This is a genomic window from Sphingomonas aurea (assembly GCF_030678875.1).
Classification (GTDB): domain Bacteria; phylum Pseudomonadota; class Alphaproteobacteria; order Sphingomonadales; family Sphingomonadaceae; genus Sphingomonas; species Sphingomonas aurea.
This window is the reverse complement of the sequence record NZ_JAUUDS010000003.1, coordinates 143,232-159,753: the sequence shown is the minus strand read 5'-3', so window position 1 is coordinate 159,753 and position 16,522 is coordinate 143,232. Positions and strand designations below refer to the sequence as shown.

The 16,522-nt window shown below is 69.8% G+C and carries 15 protein-coding genes; 6 read left to right on the top strand and 9 right to left on the bottom strand.

The window, feature by feature from the left end:
- Window positions 1-2: 2 nt before the first annotated feature.
- Entirely contained in the window at window positions 3-659 is a 657-nt protein-coding gene (locus Q5H91_RS08700; RefSeq protein WP_370655247.1) for an extensin family protein, read from the bottom strand.
- A 164-nt stretch (window positions 660-823) separates the two neighbouring features.
- Here Q5H91_RS08700 and Q5H91_RS08695 point away from each other — a divergent pair, with 164 nt between their 5' ends.
- The 5 genes from Q5H91_RS08695 (at window position 824) to Q5H91_RS08675 (ending at window position 6,965) form a co-directional block, all read left to right on the top strand.
- Window positions 824-1,978: a phosphoserine transaminase gene (locus Q5H91_RS08695; RefSeq protein WP_305172999.1), complete on the top strand. Its 1,155-nt coding sequence runs from the start codon at window positions 824-826 to the stop codon at window positions 1,976-1,978.
- Between the two features lie 131 nt (window positions 1,979-2,109).
- On the top strand, window positions 2,110-3,687 hold the full coding sequence (serA, locus tag Q5H91_RS08690; RefSeq protein ID WP_305172998.1) for a phosphoglycerate dehydrogenase: 1,578 nt from the start codon (window positions 2,110-2,112) through the stop codon (window positions 3,685-3,687).
- 95 nt (window positions 3,688-3,782) lie between these two features.
- Complete coding sequence (locus tag Q5H91_RS08685; protein ID WP_305172997.1) at window positions 3,783-3,992, top strand: hypothetical protein; 210 nt, start codon at window positions 3,783-3,785, stop codon at window positions 3,990-3,992.
- A 64-nt stretch (window positions 3,993-4,056) separates the two neighbouring features.
- Window positions 4,057-5,163 carry an ATP phosphoribosyltransferase regulatory subunit gene (locus Q5H91_RS08680; protein ID WP_305172996.1) on the top strand — a complete coding sequence of 369 codons (1,107 nt, stop codon included), beginning with the start codon at window positions 4,057-4,059 and terminating at the stop codon, window positions 5,161-5,163.
- A 512-nt stretch (window positions 5,164-5,675) separates the two neighbouring features.
- Window positions 5,676-6,965, top strand: a complete 1,290-nt coding sequence (locus Q5H91_RS08675) for an adenylosuccinate synthase (protein WP_305172995.1) — start codon at window positions 5,676-5,678, stop codon at window positions 6,963-6,965.
- A 42-nt stretch (window positions 6,966-7,007) separates the two neighbouring features.
- On the opposite strand, the gene Q5H91_RS08670 is transcribed toward Q5H91_RS08675, so the two are convergent.
- The 6 genes from Q5H91_RS08670 to Q5H91_RS08645 all read right to left on the bottom strand — a co-directional run bounded on the left by Q5H91_RS08670 (window position 7,008) and on the right by Q5H91_RS08645 (window position 12,300).
- The gene (locus Q5H91_RS08670) at window positions 7,008-7,481 is read right to left on the bottom strand and encodes a hypothetical protein (protein WP_305172994.1); all 474 of its coding nucleotides are present in this window, start codon (window positions 7,479-7,481) and stop codon (window positions 7,008-7,010) included.
- 73 nt (window positions 7,482-7,554) lie between these two features.
- On the bottom strand, window positions 7,555-8,622 hold the full coding sequence (aroC, locus tag Q5H91_RS08665) for a chorismate synthase (RefSeq protein ID WP_305172993.1): 1,068 nt from the start codon (window positions 8,620-8,622) through the stop codon (window positions 7,555-7,557).
- A gap of 412 nt (window positions 8,623-9,034) precedes the next feature.
- Window positions 9,035-9,559: a GNAT family N-acetyltransferase gene (locus Q5H91_RS08660; RefSeq protein WP_305172992.1), complete on the bottom strand. Its 525-nt coding sequence runs from the start codon at window positions 9,557-9,559 to the stop codon at window positions 9,035-9,037.
- A 13-nt stretch (window positions 9,560-9,572) separates the two neighbouring features.
- On the bottom strand, window positions 9,573-10,385 hold the full coding sequence (gene fabI / locus Q5H91_RS08655; protein ID WP_305172991.1) for an enoyl-ACP reductase FabI: 813 nt from the start codon (window positions 10,383-10,385) through the stop codon (window positions 9,573-9,575).
- Window positions 10,386-10,388: 3 nt separating this feature from the next.
- The gene (locus Q5H91_RS08650) at window positions 10,389-11,345 is read right to left on the bottom strand and encodes a YihY/virulence factor BrkB family protein (protein ID WP_305172990.1); all 957 of its coding nucleotides are present in this window, start codon (window positions 11,343-11,345) and stop codon (window positions 10,389-10,391) included.
- 7 nt (window positions 11,346-11,352) lie between these two features.
- The gene (locus tag Q5H91_RS08645; protein WP_305172989.1) at window positions 11,353-12,300 is read right to left on the bottom strand and encodes a DnaJ C-terminal domain-containing protein; all 948 of its coding nucleotides are present in this window, start codon (window positions 12,298-12,300) and stop codon (window positions 11,353-11,355) included.
- A gap of 99 nt (window positions 12,301-12,399) precedes the next feature.
- Here Q5H91_RS08645 and Q5H91_RS08640 point away from each other — a divergent pair, with 99 nt between their 5' ends.
- Window positions 12,400-12,654 (top strand): hypothetical protein, encoded by a 255-nt coding sequence (locus Q5H91_RS08640; RefSeq protein ID WP_305172988.1) that lies wholly within the window; start codon window positions 12,400-12,402, stop codon window positions 12,652-12,654.
- A 117-nt stretch (window positions 12,655-12,771) separates the two neighbouring features.
- Here the strand turns inward: Q5H91_RS08640 and Q5H91_RS08635 are convergent, their stop codons facing one another.
- Window positions 12,772-13,653 carry a transglutaminase family protein gene (locus tag Q5H91_RS08635; protein WP_305172987.1) on the bottom strand — a complete coding sequence of 294 codons (882 nt, stop codon included), beginning with the start codon at window positions 13,651-13,653 and terminating at the stop codon, window positions 12,772-12,774.
- Window positions 13,654-13,818: 165 nt separating this feature from the next.
- The gene (locus Q5H91_RS08630) at window positions 13,819-16,284 is read right to left on the bottom strand and encodes a circularly permuted type 2 ATP-grasp protein (protein ID WP_305172986.1); all 2,466 of its coding nucleotides are present in this window, start codon (window positions 16,282-16,284) and stop codon (window positions 13,819-13,821) included.
- Window positions 16,285-16,522: the final 238 nt, after the last annotated feature.

Genomic DNA, 16,522 nt, shown 5'->3' with positions numbered 1-16,522 from the left:
GGCTAGCGGCAGAAATGCGCAGCATCGTCCTCGAGGTGGAGGTGGTTGCGGTGCGCGGCGTTATAGTCGGGCGACAGGACCGTGCCGTAGCGCTTGCAGGCCGAGGCGCGGATGGTGCGCAGGAAGCGGTTTACCTGCGGGTCGGCGGTGTTCCAGTCGTTCAGGATGGTGATCCGCCGCCCGTCTTTCAGCACGAAGCCGCCGATATCAACCGCGTTGGCGAGCGCATGGCCGGAGCGGCGGTCGCCCATGCCGCGGGTGCCGATGATGTTGCGGCAGGCATAGGTGCCCATCCCCTCCACCTTGGCGAGCGGCGAGCCGAGCAGCTGCCACGCCGCCGGCGCGACCGCGTTGCGGACCCAGGCGGCAAAGGCGCGCGCGTTGCCGCAGCGCATCGCAGTGACCCCGGTGACCGGCACGCCGATATCGGTCAGCTGAACCGCGCCGTATAGGCCGCAGCCCTGGCCGAAATCCTGTGCGGGCAGGATGCGGAAATCGACGCCCTCTCGGCGCAGGTCCGCGTGGCACTGCGCCGTCTCGCCGGCGGGCGGCTTCATCGGCTCGCGCGTGATGAGCGGCGGATGCGGCGCCTGCGACCGGCCGCACGCGGCGAGAAGCGCCAGTCCCGCCAGATTGATGCTGTGCCGCCGCCACCCCACGGTCCGCTCTTGCCCCGGACCGGGCGGCGCCCGCAAGCCGGCGCGTCCGGTGAAAGAACCGGTTTATCCCAACGCGCGCTTGCCAGCCCGGTGCGGCGCCTCTAGGGCCGTCGACGGGCCACGCCGCCCCAACGCGGCGCGTGCTCTCTGTAAGGAGAGATACATTGACGGATACCGCCACCGCCCCCGACGTTCGGGGTGCGCAGAAGCCCGCTACGAAGCCGGCTCGACCCTTTTTCAGCTCCGGCCCCTGTGCGAAGCCTCCCGGCTGGGATGCGGCGAAGCTCGCGACGGCGTCGCTGGGGCGCTCGCACCGCTCGAAGATCGGCAAGCAGCGGCTGCAACATTGCATCGACCTGATGCGTGAGGTGCTGAAGCTGCCCGATACGCACCGGATCGGCATCGTGCCGGGCTCCGACACCGGCGCGTTCGAAATGGCGATGTGGACGATGCTCGGCGCGCGGCCGGTGACGGCGCTGGCGTGGGAGAGCTTCGGCGAAGGCTGGGTGACGGATGCGGTCAAGCAGCTGAAGATCGACCCGACCGTGATCCGCGCCGATTATGGGCAACTGCCCGACCTGGGCGCGATCGACTGGTCGAACGACGTGCTGTTCACCTGGAACGGCACCACCAGCGGCGTGCGCGTGCCGAACGCCGGCTTCATCCCGGAAACCCGCGAGGGGCTGAGCTTCGCCGACGCGACGTCGGGCGTGTTCGCCTATGACATCGACTGGGCGAAGATCGATGTGGCGACGTTCAGCTGGCAGAAGGTGCTGGGCGGGGAGGGCGCACACGGCGTCCTGATCCTGGGCCCGCGCGCGGTCGAGCGGCTGGAGAGCTACACCCCCGCCTGGCCGCTGCCCAAAGTGTTCCGCCTGGTGTCGAAGGGCAAGCTGGCCGAGGGCGTGTTCAAGGGCGAGACGATCAACACCCCGTCGATGCTGGCGGTGGAAGACGCGATCTTCGCGCTGGAATGGGGCAAGTCGCTGGGCGAGGGCGGGCTGATCGCACGCTCCGATGCCAATGCCGCCGCACTCGACGCGATCGTCGAGAGCCGCGACTGGCTGGGCCATCTGGCGGCCGATCCGGCGACGCGGTCGAAGACGAGCGTCTGCCTGACGGTCGAGGGCGCCGACGAGGCGTTCATCAAGACGATGGCCGGGCTGCTCGAGAAGGAAGGCGCGGCGTACGACGTCGCCGGCTATCGCGACGCGCCTGCCGGCCTGCGGATCTGGTGCGGGGCGACAGTGGATACCGCCGACATCGAGGCGCTCGGGCCGTGGCTCGACTGGGCCTATGCGACCGCGAAGGCTGCTTAACTCACACCCAATTCGTCATTCCCGCGAAGGCGGGAATCCATACGCGCAAGGCTGTCGAATGAGCCGCCACGTCAGCGGCTATGGATCCCCGCGTCCGCGGGGATGACGGCTGGTATCTTAAGGAACCCCACATGCCCAAGGTACTGATTTCCGACAAGATGGACCCCCAGGCCGCCAAGATCTTCCGCGAGCGCGGGGTCGAGGTGGACGAGATCACCGGCAAGACGCCGGACGAGCTGAAGGCGATGATCGGCCAGTATGACGGCCTCGCCATCCGCTCCTCGACCAAGGTGACGAAGGAGATCCTCGAGCACGCGACCAACCTGAAGGTCGTCGGCCGCGCCGGTATCGGCGTCGACAATGTCGATATCCCCGCCGCGTCGGCCAAGGGCGTTGTCGTGATGAACACGCCGTTCGGCAACTCGATCACCACCGCCGAACACGCCATCGCTCTGATGTTCGCGCTCGCCCGCCAGCTGCCCGAGGCGGATGCCTCGACCCAGGCAGGCAAGTGGGAGAAGAACCGCTTCATGGGCGTCGAGCTGACGTCCAAAACGCTGGGCCTGATCGGCGCGGGCAATATCGGCTCGATCGTCGCCGACCGGGCGCGCGGGCTGAAGATGAAGGTGGTCGCGTTCGACCCGTTCCTGACGCCCGAGCGCGCGGTCGAGATGGGCGTGGAGAAGGTGACGCTGGACGAGCTGCTGGCGCGCGCCGACTTCATCACGCTGCACACGCCGCTGACCGACCAGACCCGCAACATCCTGTCGGCGGAGAATTTGGCGAAGACGAAGAAGGGCGTGCGGATCATCAACTGCGCGCGCGGCGGCCTGATCGACGAGGCGGCGCTGAAGGCGGGGCTCGATTCGGGGCATATCGGCGGCGCCGCGCTCGACGTGTTCGTGACCGAGCCGGCCAAGGAATCGCCGCTGTTCGGCACGCCGAACTTCGTGTCCACCCCGCATCTGGGCGCGTCCACCACCGAGGCGCAGGTCAATGTCGCGATCCAGGTCGCCGAGCAGATGGCCGACTTCCTCGTCTCGGGCGGGGTCACCAACGCGCTCAACATGCCGAGCCTGTCGGCCGAGGAGGCACCCAAGCTGAAGCCGTACATGGCGCTGGCCGAGAAGCTGGGCTCGCTCGTCGGGCAGCTGTCGACCGGCGCGATCGACCGCATCTCGGTCCATACCGAGGGCGCGGCGGCGGAGCTGAACCAGAAGCCGATCACCAGCGCGGTGCTCGCCGGGTTCCTGGGCACGCAGACCGCGACGGTCAACATGGTCAACGCGCCGCTGCTGGCGCGCGATCGCGGCGTCGAGGTGCGCGAGATCCGCTCGGAGCGCGAGGGCGACTATCACACGCTGGTCCGCGTGTCGGTGCGTACCGCCGACGGTGAGCGCTCGGTGGCGGGGACGCTGTTCGGCGACCAGGCGCCGCGGCTGGTCGAGCTGTTCGGCATCAAGGTCGAGGCCGATCTGGTCGGATCGATGCTGTACGTCGTCAACGAGGATGCGCCGGGCTTCATCGGCCGGCTCGGCACCGCGCTGGGCGAGGCGGGGGTGAATATCGGCACCTTCCACCTCGGCCGGCGTCAGGCGGGCGGCGAGGCGGTGCTGCTGCTGTCGGTCGACGAGCCGGTGACGGCGGAACTGCTGGCGCGGGTGAAGGCGCTGCCCGGCGTGCGGACGGCGATGGGGCTGTCGTTCTGAGCAACGAAGGGGAGGGCTCCCTCCACAACCGCGCCAAGGTCTGGCTGGCGAACGCCACCGGGCTCGACCACGCGACGCTCCACGTCCATGTCGGCATGCTGATATGGGTCGTGGGCGTCGCGGTCGCGGGCGATGTCGGCGCGATCTGGCCGCTGGCGCTGTGCATCGCCGCCGAGCTGGTGAACGAGGTGTTCGACCGGGTACGCACCGGATCGTGGCGCGTTGCGGACACCACGCAGGATATCGTCAACTCGGTGCTGTGGCCGGTGGTGCTGTTTACGCTGGCGCGGACCGGCGTGATTTGAAGCGGAGGGTGCCATGGCGAAACACCCCTCGCCACACCCGCGCCCGGCCGCTATCGCGCGCGGCATGACCAAGCCTGGCCTGCTCCCCGAGGGTTTCCACGACCGCCTGCCGCCCTTCGCCGACGTTGCCGCCGGGCTGGAGGCGCGGGTGCTGGAGGCGGCGCGGCTGCATGGCTATGAGCGGGTCGACCCGCCGCTCGCCGAGTTCGCCGACGAGCTTGCGACGCGGCTGAAGGCCGGCGGGCTCGGCAATGCGGTGCGCTTCGTCGATCCCGTCGGGCAGGCGACGCTGGCGATCCGGCCGGACCTGACCGCACAGGTGGCGCGGATCGCGGCGACGCGGATGGGGCATCATCCGCGCCCCGTCCGGCTGTCCTATGCCGGATCGGTGCTGAGTCTGCGCGCCTCGCAACTGGCGCCCGCCCGCGAGCGGCGGCAGGTCGGTGCCGAACTGATCGGGCTCGATACGGTGGATGCCGCGAGCGAGGTGGTCGGCGTCGCGGTCGAGGGGCTGGCGGCGGCGGGCGTCGCGGACATCTCGATCGACTTCACCCTGCCCGACCTGGTCGACACGCTCGCTGCCGGGCCGCTGCCGGTGGCACCCGACGCGATCGAGGCGCTGCGCGAGCGGCTGGATGCGAAGGATGCCGGCGGCGTCGCGGCGATCGCATCCGGTTATCTGCCGCTGATCGCGGCGGCCGGACCGTTCGCGCCGGCGGTGGCGCGGCTGCGGGCGTTCGACGGGGCGGGCGTGCTGACCAGCCGGCTCGATGCGCTGGAGGCGATCGCGGCGACGCTGGGCGACGCGGCGGCGCTGACGCTGGACCCGACCGAGCGACACGGGTTCGAGTATCAGTCGTGGCTGGGCTTCTCGCTGTTCGCGGCCGGGGCGGCACGCGAGCTGGGGCGCGGCGGGACCTATGTCATCGTCCATGCCGATGGGCGCGAGGAGGCGGCGACGGGGTTCTCGCTCTACGCCGATGCGCTGGGACTACCTGGGGGTGCTGCGGCGCGACGGCGGATCTTCCTGCCGCACGGTACGCCGGTCGCCGACGGCGTGGCGCTGCGGCAAGAGGGCTGGGTGACGGTGCGGGCGCTCGAGGCGGACGACACGCCCGAAGCGCAGCTGGCGACGCATGTCTGGCGGGACGGGGCGGTCCGGGCGGTCTAGGTTTTCAGGAAGAAGTTTGTTCGCGCGGAGACGCGGAGACGCGAAGAGGTCTCGTGCGCGGCAGCGTACTCGCACGATCTCTGGCCGATGATGAACAGCTGCCGCGCGGCTGGGCGCAACACCTCCGCGTCTTCGCGCGAACGAACTTCTTCTCGCCACCCCTTCGCGTGAGATTATCCGTCATGCCGGGCTAGTCCCGGCATCCACCGATCCGCAGGCGCATAGGCCGCTGCCCTCGCAGTGCCGTGGATGTCGAGACGAGCCCGGCATAACAGGGGCATTTCGACGGTTGGACCCCATCACGGCAATGACGGGGGTTCATCCAATGGCCAGAGCCATGTCGTTTGGCGAAGCCATACATAGCGTATCGATGCCACTCCCGCAATCTGCCGCTTGCCGGTTGACCCGCATCACCGGTCCCGCTACCCGCGCCCCGCATCATCGGCACCCCCGGCGCACCGAGTCCTGTCGAAGGGCGCGTCGGGTTCTCCCGGCAGGGGGATGCCTGTATCATGGCGAATGTAGCGGTCATCGGCGCGCAGTGGGGCGACGAAGGCAAGGGCAAGATCGTCGACTGGCTGGCCGAGCGGGCCGACATGGTCGTGCGCTTCCAGGGCGGCCACAATGCCGGCCACACGCTGGTCGTCGGCGACAAGACCTACAAGCTGTCGCTTCTCCCCTCGGGCGTGGTGCGCGGTACGCCGAGCGTGATCGGCAACGGCGTGGTGCTCGACCCCTGGGCGTTGAAGGCGGAGATCGAGCGGCTGGCGGAGCAGGGCGTGTCCGCCACGCCCGAGACGCTGCGCATCGCCGACACCTGCGCGCTTATCCTGCCGGTTCACCGCGACCTCGACGGGCTGCGCGAGGATGCGTCCGGTGCCGGCAAGATCGGCACCACGCGCCGCGGCATCGGCCCGGCCTACGAGGACAAGGTGGGCCGGCGCGCGATCCGGGTGTGCGATCTGGCGCATCTCGACGCGCTGGGGCCGCAGCTCGACCGGCTGTGCGCGCACCATGACGCGCTGCGCGCTGGCTTCGGCGTGGCGCCGATCGACCGGGCGGCGCTGGTCGAGGAGCTGCGCGCCATCGCCGGCTTCGTCCTGTCCTTCGCCAAGCCGGTGTGGCGCGATCTGAACGCGGCGCGGGCGGGCGGCAAGCGCATCCTGTTCGAAGGTGCGCAGGGCGTGCTGCTCGACGTCGACCACGGCACCTATCCCTTCGTCACGTCGTCCAACACGATCGCGGGCACAGCGGCCGGCGGATCGGGGTTGGGGCCGGCAGCGGTCGGCTTCGTGCTCGGGATCGCCAAGGCTTACACCACGCGCGTCGGATCGGGGCCGTTCCCGACGGAACTGGAGGATGCGACTGGCGAGCGGCTGGGCGTGCGCGGGCATGAGTTCGGCACCGTCACCGGGCGCAAGCGGCGCTGCGGCTGGATCGACACGGTGCTGCTGCGCCAGTCGGCGGCGGTCGGCGGGATCACCGGCATCGCCCTGACCAAGATCGACGTGCTCGACGGGTTCGAGGAGGTGAAGATCTGCACCGGATATCGCCTGCGCGGCGAGACTATCGACTATTTCCCGGCGCACGCGGCCGATCAGGCGGCGGTCGAACCGGTGTACGAGGTGATGGAAGGCTGGTCGCAGTCGACCGCGGGCGCGCGCAGCTGGGCCGAGCTGCCGGCACAGGCGATCAAGTATATCCGCCGTGTAGAGGAACTGATCCGCTGCCCGGTAACGCTGGTATCGACCAGCCCGGAGCGGGCCGACACGATCCTGGTTCGCGACCCGTTCGCCGATTGACGAAAAAGGGCCGCTCCTCTGTGGAGCGGCCCTTCTGACGCATCAGGGCGTGGGAACCGGGGCGCTGCTGCCCGGATCGACCGTCGCGCCCGGCGTGGTGGCGGTGCCGCCGTTGACGCCGGCATTGGTGCCGGCCTCGGTCCCGTCCATGCCAGGGCTGGTCGTTGTGGTGGTGCCGACCCGACCGGTGGTGCCGGTGCCCTGCGTGCCGGCGGTGCCGCCGACGCCCGTCGTGGTCGAGCTGGTCGTTCCGCGGTTCTTCGAGCGGGCCTTCGACCCGCTGCGGGTCGTGGTGGTGCTGGTACCGGTGCCGGTCTGGTCGGTCATCGTGGTGCCGGTGCCGGGGGTGCCGATACCGGTGCCCATCGTGCCGGTACCCTGCGTACCCATGGTGGTGCCGGTGCCCATCGTACCGGTGCCGACGCCACCGCCGACACCGCCACCGACACTCGTGCCGGTCTGGGCCATGGCCATCGCCGGTAGCGCCAGCGCGGCGATCATCAGAGTCTTGCGCATGACATTCTCTCCTGCTTGGAACACCGCCGACAACGGCCAAGCAGTTTGAAACGTTCCGTTTCGGTACGGTCGTTCAGCCGCACTGAGCCCGGTGGAGCAACGCCTGGTCGGCTAAAACCAGCGCCATCATCGCCTCCACGACGGGCACGCCGCGGATACCGACGCACGGGTCGTGGCGGCCCTTGGTGGCGATGTCGGTCGCTTCGCCGTCGCGGGTAATGGTGGGAACGGGCGTCAGGATCGAGCTGGTCGGCTTGAACGCCGCGCGCAGGCGGATCGGCTGGCCGGTAGCGATCCCGCCTGCGATCCCGCCGGCATGGTTGGCCAGGAATTCCGGCCCATCCGCGCCGGGCCGCATCGGATCGGCATTGGCTTCGCCGGACAGCGCCGCCGCGGCGAAGCCGTCGCCGATCTCGATGCCCTTCACCGCATTGATCGACATGATGCCGCTCGCCAGTTCCGAATCGAGCTTGGCATAGAGCGGCGCGCCCCAGCCGGCGGGCACCCCCGTCGCCTCGCACGCGACGACCGCGCCGAGTGACGAGCCGGCCTTGCGCGCCGCATCGACCAGCGCTTCCCAGCGGAGCGCCGCGGCGGCGTCGGGGCAGAAGAAGGGGTTGGCGTCGATCTGTTCGGCGTCGAACGCGGCGGGATCGATCGCGTCGCCGCCGATCGATTCGACCCATGCGCGGATGCGGACCTGCGGAACCACGAGCCGCGCAACCGCGCCGGCGGCGACCCGCGCCGCCGTCTCGCGCGCCGACGATCGGCCGCCGCCGCGATAGTCGCGAAAGCCATATTTGGCGTCATAGGCGTAATCGGCGTGGCCGGGGCGATAGGCCTTGGCGACGTCGCCATAATCCTTCGAGCGCTGGTCGACATTCTCGATCATCAGGCTGATCGGCGTGCCGGTGGTGCGCCCCTCGAACACGCCGGACAGGATCCGCACAGCATCGGGCTCGCGCCGCTGGGTGGTGAAGCGCGACGTGCCGGGGCGGCGCCGGTCGAGCCAGGGCTGGATGTCGCTTTCCGACAGTGCGATCCCCGGCGGGCACCCGTCGACCACCGCACCGAGCGCAGGCCCATGCGATTCGCCCCAGGTGGTGAAGCGGAACATGCGGCCGAAACTGTTGTAGCTCATGCGGGATCGTCCTGCGCCGATGCGCGATGTTTGTGGAAGCCAAGCCGCCATGGCAGATTGCGGCGAGCGAGGACATAGGGAGGGCTGCGCGTTGCACGACTGGCCGCCGTGGTTGCCGCTATGCTTGCGCTGCCCGGCGTCGAGACGGGCACCAGCTATGGCCTAGGGGTTGATCTAGTGCCGATCGACGTTCAGCATCGCCGACTGTTGAGACTTACTGTCGTCATTCCCGCGAAGCCGGAAATGCAGACGAGCGGAGGCTGTTTGTAGAGCCGCGACGTCAGAGATTCTGGATCCCCGCCTCCGCGGGGATGACGAAACATAGCCTGCCGCGCTGGATGTCGATCGGCCCTAGGCCGGTAATGTCAGAGTCCCCAGCTTGTCACAGGCATCGCTTCACCCAGCAGGCAGGCTATTTGGCCGACAGCATCGCAAAGGCAGCAGCGTGGCTGGCATTACCACGTACGCCACAGGGGATCAGGCCGCCTTGCAGGGGCAGCGCCATCAGGTACTCGCCGGCATAGGGACTGGAAAAGCCACTGGCGACATCGGCTGCGAAGCCGAAGCGTGTGTAGTAGCCTGGGTCGCCGAGCACGAAGCACAGAATGATGCCGGCTGTCTCAAGCTGTTCGATGCCGGCATGGACCAGCGCCTCGGCGACGCCCTGGTGGCGGTGGGTGGAGGCGACGGCGATGGGTGCGAGCGCGACGGCGGGGATCGACCGGCCGCCGATTTCCACCGCCATGCGACTGAAGGCGACCGTTCCGACGACCGCGCCCTCGTCTTCGTCGATGGCGGCGAGGACCAGCACCATGTCGCCTGCGATGCACAGGTTGCGCACCAGATCGGCTTCTTCGCCGCGCGGGAAGCAACTGCGCAGCAACGCGTCGATCGCGGCGACATGATCGGCGCCGGCCGGGCGGATGGCGATGGTCACCAGCCGGTTCCCCTCAAGCCAACGCGATATCCGGCGCGTCCTCTGCCTTCATGCCAATGACGTTGTAGCCGGCGTCGACATGGTGGATCTCGCCGGTCACGCCGCTCGCCAGGTCGGAGAGCAGGTAGAGGGCGCCGCCGCCGACCTCGTCGATCGACACGGTGCGGCGGAGCGGCGAGTTCAGTTCGTTCCATTTCAGGATGTAGTTGAAGTCGCCGATACCACGTGCTGCCAGCGTCTGGATTGGGCCGGCGGAGATTGCGTTGATGCGGATGTTCTCCGGCCCAAGGTCAACGGCGAGGTACTTCACGCTGGTTTCCAGCGCAGCCTTAGCGACGCCCATGACGTTGTAGTGGGGGATGACCTTCTCGGCGCCGTAATAGGTCAGGGTCAGGATCGACCCGCCGTCGGGCATCAGCCGGCGCGCGCGCTGGGCGACCGCGACCAGGCTGTACGCCGAGATGTTCATCGTCATCAGGAAATTGTCGAGCGTGGTGTCGTAGTAGCGTCCGCGCAGCTGCGACTTGTCGGAGAAGCCGATCGCGTGGACGACGAAGTCGATCGTCGGCCACTCCGCCGCCAGCGCGTCGAAGGTCGCGTCGAGTGCCGCCATGTCGGACACGTCGCAGTCGAACAGGCGCGCGGTGCCGAGCTGCTCGGCGAGCGGGCGGACCCGCTTGGCCATCGCCTCTCCCTGATAGCTAAAGGCCAGTTCCGCCCCCGCCTCGCTCAGCTGCTTCGCGATTCCCCAGGCCAGCGACTTGTCGTTCGCCAGGCCCATGATGAGCCCCCGCTTGCCTGCCATCAGTCCGTTCGTGCTGCCCATATCCTACGCCGTCGCCGTTTTCGTTGCCGTTTCGGCGCGGTGTAGCGCCGGTTCGGGCGGTTCCGCCAGTGCGGCGTTGAAATGAGCGCCGAAAACCATCCCGAGCCCGATCAGGTAGAAGAACAGCAGCATGACGACGACGCCCGCCAGGCTGCCATAGGTCAGGTCGTAACCGCCCAGGTTCGACAGCACCCAGGGCAGTCCCGCGGTCATGGCGACCCACCACAGGCTGGTGAACAGCGCACCCGGCCATTTCCGGCAGTTGCTGTAGCGGTACTTGGCCGGCGTGACCGAGTAGAAGAGCATGTAGAGCGCGCCGAACATGATCGCGCCGGGCACCAGCCGCGACAGGCCGATCAGCCCGACCCAGTCCTGCGCGAACGGCAGCAGGCGATAGACGAACTGCTCGGCGGCGGTCAGCAGCCCCTGCGCAATGAACGACAGCAGCACGACGACGACCGACAGGATGATGATCCCCGACGACGACAGGCGCGATTTCCAGAAGGGCGAGGTCGCCTTCACGCCATAGGCACGGTGGAAGATATCGCGGATCGTCTCGACGAAGCCGCCGACGGTCCACAGGCCGACAAGCCCGCCCAGCCACAGCAGATTGCCGGTGCGCGCGGTCAGCACGTCGGAGATCGGCTTCTGGAGCAGGGTGGCGACATCGGGCGGCAGGACCCGGAGGAAGCCGTCGACAGTCCGCACCGTCTCCTCGCTCTGCCCCAGCAGCGACAGCACCGCAGCGGCGGTGATGAAGAAGGGGAACAGCGTCATCAGCGCGAGATAGGCGAGGTTCCCCGCGTGGGTGAACCCGTCATTGAACACGCCGAGCGCGGCGCGCTTCATCACCTCGAACGCGTAGCTGCCGGGCCGCACCTTGGCGAGCTGGCGATCAAGGCGGGCACGGGCGCGGTGGTGCGCGCGCGCCTCGGGCGTCAGGGAATCGAGGGTATCCACGATGTCGTCAGACGCCCATCGCACCCCGCGGGTTCCCGGCACCGGCACCCGACCAGCCCTCGACGAAGGTGCGCAGGTCGGCGTCGTCGGCGGGAATGTCGATCATCAGCGTCACCAGCTGGTCACCGCGGCCGCCGCCCTTCTTGTGGAATCCCTTGCCCTTCAGCCGCAGGGTGCGGCCCGAGCTGGTACCGGCGGGGATGGTGAGCATGACCGCGCTGTCGACGGTCGGTGCCTTCACCTTAGCGCCCAGCACCGCCTCGGCCAGGGTGATCGGCAGGTCGATGCGGACATCGTCGCCATCGCGGACGAAGAAGCGATGCGGCTGGACCTCGATGGTCACCAGCGCGTCGCCGGCACCGCCGGGGCCGGGCTGGCCCTTGCCGGCGAGGCGCATCTGGGTGCCGGTGGCGACGCCGGCGGGCAGTTTCAGCTCGATCGACTTGCCGTCGCCCAGCGTCACCCGCTGGGCCGCCAAGGTGGCGGCGTCGGTGAACGCTACCTGGAGCTTGTACTGGATGTCGGCGCCCTTGGGCTGCTGGCGCCCGAAGCCGCCGAACCCGCCCGAAAAGCCGCCGCCGCCGCGCCGCGCCTGCGCGCCGCCGAACAGCCCCTCGAAGATATCGCTCATGTCGGCGCCTTCGCCCGCACCGAATTCGAACCCCTCCGAGCGGAAGCCGCCGCCGGGGCGCGGGCCGCCGCCACCGCCGCCGAAGCCGAACGGCGCGGCGGGGTTGCCGTCGCCGTCGATCTCGCCCCGGTCGAAACGCGCGCGCTTGTCCTTGTCGGACAGCAGGTCATAGGCGTTGGTGACCTGGCTAAACCGTTCCGCCGCCTTGGGATTGTCCTTGTTGCGGTCGGGATGCAGCTCCTTGGCGAGCTTGCGGTATGCCTTCTTGATGTCGGCCTCGGTCGCGGTCCGCGCGACGCCGAGGGTCTGGTACGGATCGGCCATCGATTACCCCTGGTGTATTGCCCGCGTATGTGGGGCAGCCGTTCCGGGAGCGCAACGCGCTTGGCGCCCATGCGTTGGGTCGGACGAGGAGATTTTCACATGACCGACAGGCAGCAGATGCAGGCAGGCGGCGGCGACGGGCACAAGGGCGCGTCCGATGGCGTGTCCGACGCCCCCGCCAAGCAGGGCGGCGGCGAAAGCGGCGGCGGCGCCTATCCCAATCCGCAGACCGGGAAGACGCCGGAGGGCGGCGGCTTCATGGGCCATGGCGGACAGACGGACATCGATTATTCGGGGCCGGGCGGAAAGGATCAGCCGGGCGGCAATGCCAATGCGGTGACCGACAAGGAGTAAGACTTTCTCCGTCATTGCGAGCGTAGCGAAGCAATCCAGACCCCGGCGCGTGACGCCCTGGATTGCTTCGCTACGCTCGCAATGACGAAGGTTGGGGACGAGGGTCGGGGTTGCACCTCAGGCATCCAGGGGCGCGACGTCGACGCTGACGTCCATCGCCTGCGCTCCGGAGCCGAGGACGACGCCATCGACAGGCGCGATCTCGGCATAGTCGCGGCCGACCGCCATCAGGATATGGTCGCCCGCCATCCAGATGCCGTTGGTGGGGTCGACGCCGACCCAGCCGCGCGCCGGCCCGCACCATAGCAGCACCCAGGCATGGGTGGCGTCGGCGCCGACCAGGCGTGGCTGGCCGGGCGGCGGGATGGTGCGGATATAGCCCGAGGCGTAGGCGGCGGGCAGGCCCCGCGCGCGCAGGCCCGTAATCATGATCTGCGCGAAGTCCTGGCACACGCCGCGCCGCTGGCGAAAGGCGTCGATCGGCGGCGTGTCGACGACGGTGGCCGATCCGTCGAAGGCGAACTCCTGCTGGATGCGGCGGGCGAGCGCGATGGCGGCGTCGAGCGCGCTGCGGTCGGGGTCGAGATCGGGCGCGCACCACTCGGCGATCGCCGGATCGAGCGGGATCAGCGGGCTGGGATAGAGATAGCCCGCCGGGCCGACCGCCGACAGGTCGCGGCTGGTGCGGGCCAGCGCGGCGATCTCCGCCAGGGTCGAGTCGGATGCGGCAGGAACGGGCACGAGTCGGTCGACGGTGACGCGCGCGACGCTCTCGATCGCCAGCTCGCGCACCGGCGTGTCGACGACCAGGCGGGTGACGTTGGCGAGCCCCGCCTCGGCCCGCGCCGCGCTGAGCCGGCCGACCGGGCGGGCGTGGAGCGCATAATGGTCGAGCCGCTGGCCCGGCCAGTCGACCGGCTTCAGGCGCAGGTTGCAGCGCGCGAACTTCACCTGCGCGCCGTAATCGAAGCGGGTGACGTGGCGGATGTCGTAGATCATCGGTTGGAAGTCCTCCCCTGGCAGGGGAGGTGGCACTCCGTAGGAGTGACGGAGGGGTGTAGCCGGTCGTGAGCGCGCGCGCCATCACGGGCGGGGACACCCCTCCACCATTCGGCTACGCCGAACGGTCCCCCTCCCCTGCAAGGGGAGGATTTAGGAGCTGGCTCAAGCAAGGGTCAGACCCACGGCGCGCAGGGGCTCGGCGCCCTGGAGGAAATAGCGGCGGGCGATAGCGTCGGACAGAGTCGCCAGGCGGCGCTCGATATCGCCGAGCGTGTCCGCATCGAGCGTCGCCGCCGTCGCGGTGGCGATCAGGGCGTTGAGCGCGGTAGCCTGTGCCTGTTGCGGCTCGGCCATCTCGTCGTCGCCGAGCACCGGCAGCCGCGCGAGCCGCTGGGCGATGCGCTCGGCCTGAAAGGCGAGGCCGCGCGGGTTGTTGGGATCGAGCGCGACCAGATCGACGACCGCGACACGCGTGAGGCCGCCCGGATAACGCTGGCGATAGCTGATCTGGCTGTCGGCCAGGTCGAGCAGGGTCGACAGATCGTCGGTCGCGGCGCCGGCGCCCAGTCCGTCCATCCCGAACAGGCGGACGACGCGGGCTATGGCGATCGCCCGCTCGATCCGGCGGCCGAGGTCGTGGAAGCGCCAGCTGTCGTTGCGCACCATATGCTCCGCCGACAGGCCGGCGATGGCGGCGTAGCGGCGTTGCAGCGAGCCGGCGCGTTCCAGCATTCCGCGCTGCGTGGGGAAGGGCGCCTCTAGCAGGCGGACCATGTCGGCGGACAGGCGATCGCGCGACGCCTCGCCGATCGCGCGGGCGTGGCGGTTGAGCGCGGCGACCGACGCGGTGGCGCCGTCTTCCATCGCGGCACGGGCGAAGGTGGTGAGCGCGGCGCGGCCGAGGTCGGGCGGATAGGTCGCGGCCCCGGCACCGGCGATCATGCCGACCAGTCGCGCGACCGTGGCCGGCGGCAGCACCGCGCCGCCATCGGCGTCGATCGAGTTGCCCATCAGCACGCGGATCGCACCGAGCAGCGCCTCACCGCGTTCGAGATAGCGGCCGAGCCAGTAGAAATTGTCGGCGACCCGGCTGGGCAAGGTGCCGGGATTGCGGCGGACGTGGAGCGAGCCGGGTTCCGCCAGCAGCGACACCGGGGCGACCGGATCGGCGCCGTGGACGCAGACGTCGGTCGACCACAGCCCCTCGCCGATGGCCGCGGCACTGTCGTCGGGCGCCTCGCCGATCCGGCCGAAGCCGCCCGGCATCACCACCCAGTCGCCGTCGCCGCCCCGCGCGACGAAGACGCGCAGCGTGAAGGGGCGCGGCGCCAGCCGGTCGCCGATGACGGTCGGGATGGTGGTGAGGCGCACCTCCTCCTGCCCGACATAATCCTGCGGCCGGCGCGCCATGTCGGCGAGGAGCGCGTCGCGCGCCGCCCCGGTGATGGCGGCGCCCGCGGCGGCGCCCCCCGGCAGGCCGAGCGGCGCCGGGCCGAAGGCGGGGGCGATGGTCAGCCGGTCGAGCGCGGCGGCGACATGCGCCTGCTCGGCCGCGCCGCCGCACCACCAGGTGGCGATGTTTGGCAGCTTCAGCGGCTCGCCGCGGAGGTGGCGGCAGAGCGCGGGCATGAACGCGGCGAAGGCGCGCGCCTCCACCACTCCGGCGCCGGGCGCATTGGCAAGGACGACGCTGCCCGCCTCGTACGCGTCGATTAGCCCGGGTACGCCGATCTGCGAGTGGGTGTCGAAGGCGAGCGGGTCGAGCAGGCGCGGATCGAGCCGCCGCCACAGCGCGTCGACCCGCTTCAGCCCGGCGACGGTGCGGACATAGACGCGGCCCTCCAGCGCGGCGAGGTCGGCCCCCTCGACCAGCAGCAGGCCGAGATAGCGGGCGAGGTGCGCCTGCTCGGGATAGGTCGGGTTGTAGCGGCCCGGCGTCAGCAGCCCGATGCGCGGATCGGCGCGCCGGCACAAGGCCGCCAGCCCGGCGCGAAACGCGGCGAAGAAGGGGGCATGACGCTGAATGTTCAGCTTGGCCTGGAGTCCGCCGAGCGTCCGGCCGACCGCCAGCCGGTTCTCCAGCGCATAGCCGGCACCGGCGGGCGCGCGCAGGTGATCGGCAATCACCCGCCACTCGCCGGTCGGGCCACGGGCGAGGTCGATGGCGATGAAATGGAGGTGGCGGCCGCCGGGCGGCTCCAGCCCGACCATCGGGCGCAGGAAATACGGGCTGCCGGTGGGCAGCGCGGCGGGGATGATGCCGTCCGCCACCAGCCGGCCGGGGCCGTAGAGATCGGCGACGATCTGCTCCAGCAGCGTGGCGCGCTGGACGGCGCCAGCGGCGATCTGTGCCCACTCGGCCGCGTCGATCAGCAGCGGGACGGGAGAGACGGGCCAGGGTCGCTCGTCGGTTTCGCCGATGATGCGAAAGCCTGTGCCGATGTCAGTGGCGTGGCGCTGCACCCGCTCGCGCGCATGGTCCAGCTCGGGCGCCACCGCGGCCAGCTCCTCGAACATCGCCTGCCAGGGGGCGGTGTCGGTGGCGGCACAGAGCATATCGGTCGCTTCCGCACGGGCGCGGTAGTCCGCGATCCAGGTGGCCGCGTGGGCGGCGGGATCGGGGGTCATGGGTGAGCGCGCCTCCGGTCATGCCGGCCTCGTCCCGGCATCAGGAGCCGCGAGCGGCGTGCTCGATGACCCTGGATGCCGGGAGAAGGCCGGCATGGCGAAGGAAGGCGAATGACGATCGGCTGTGATCCGTTTCTGCGCTGGTCGTCCGGTCCCATAGCCGGTTCGCGCCCGCGACGGCAATCTTGCCGCGATGCGGGAACGGCGATGCGCGCATGTCGTTGAGGGGCCGACATTT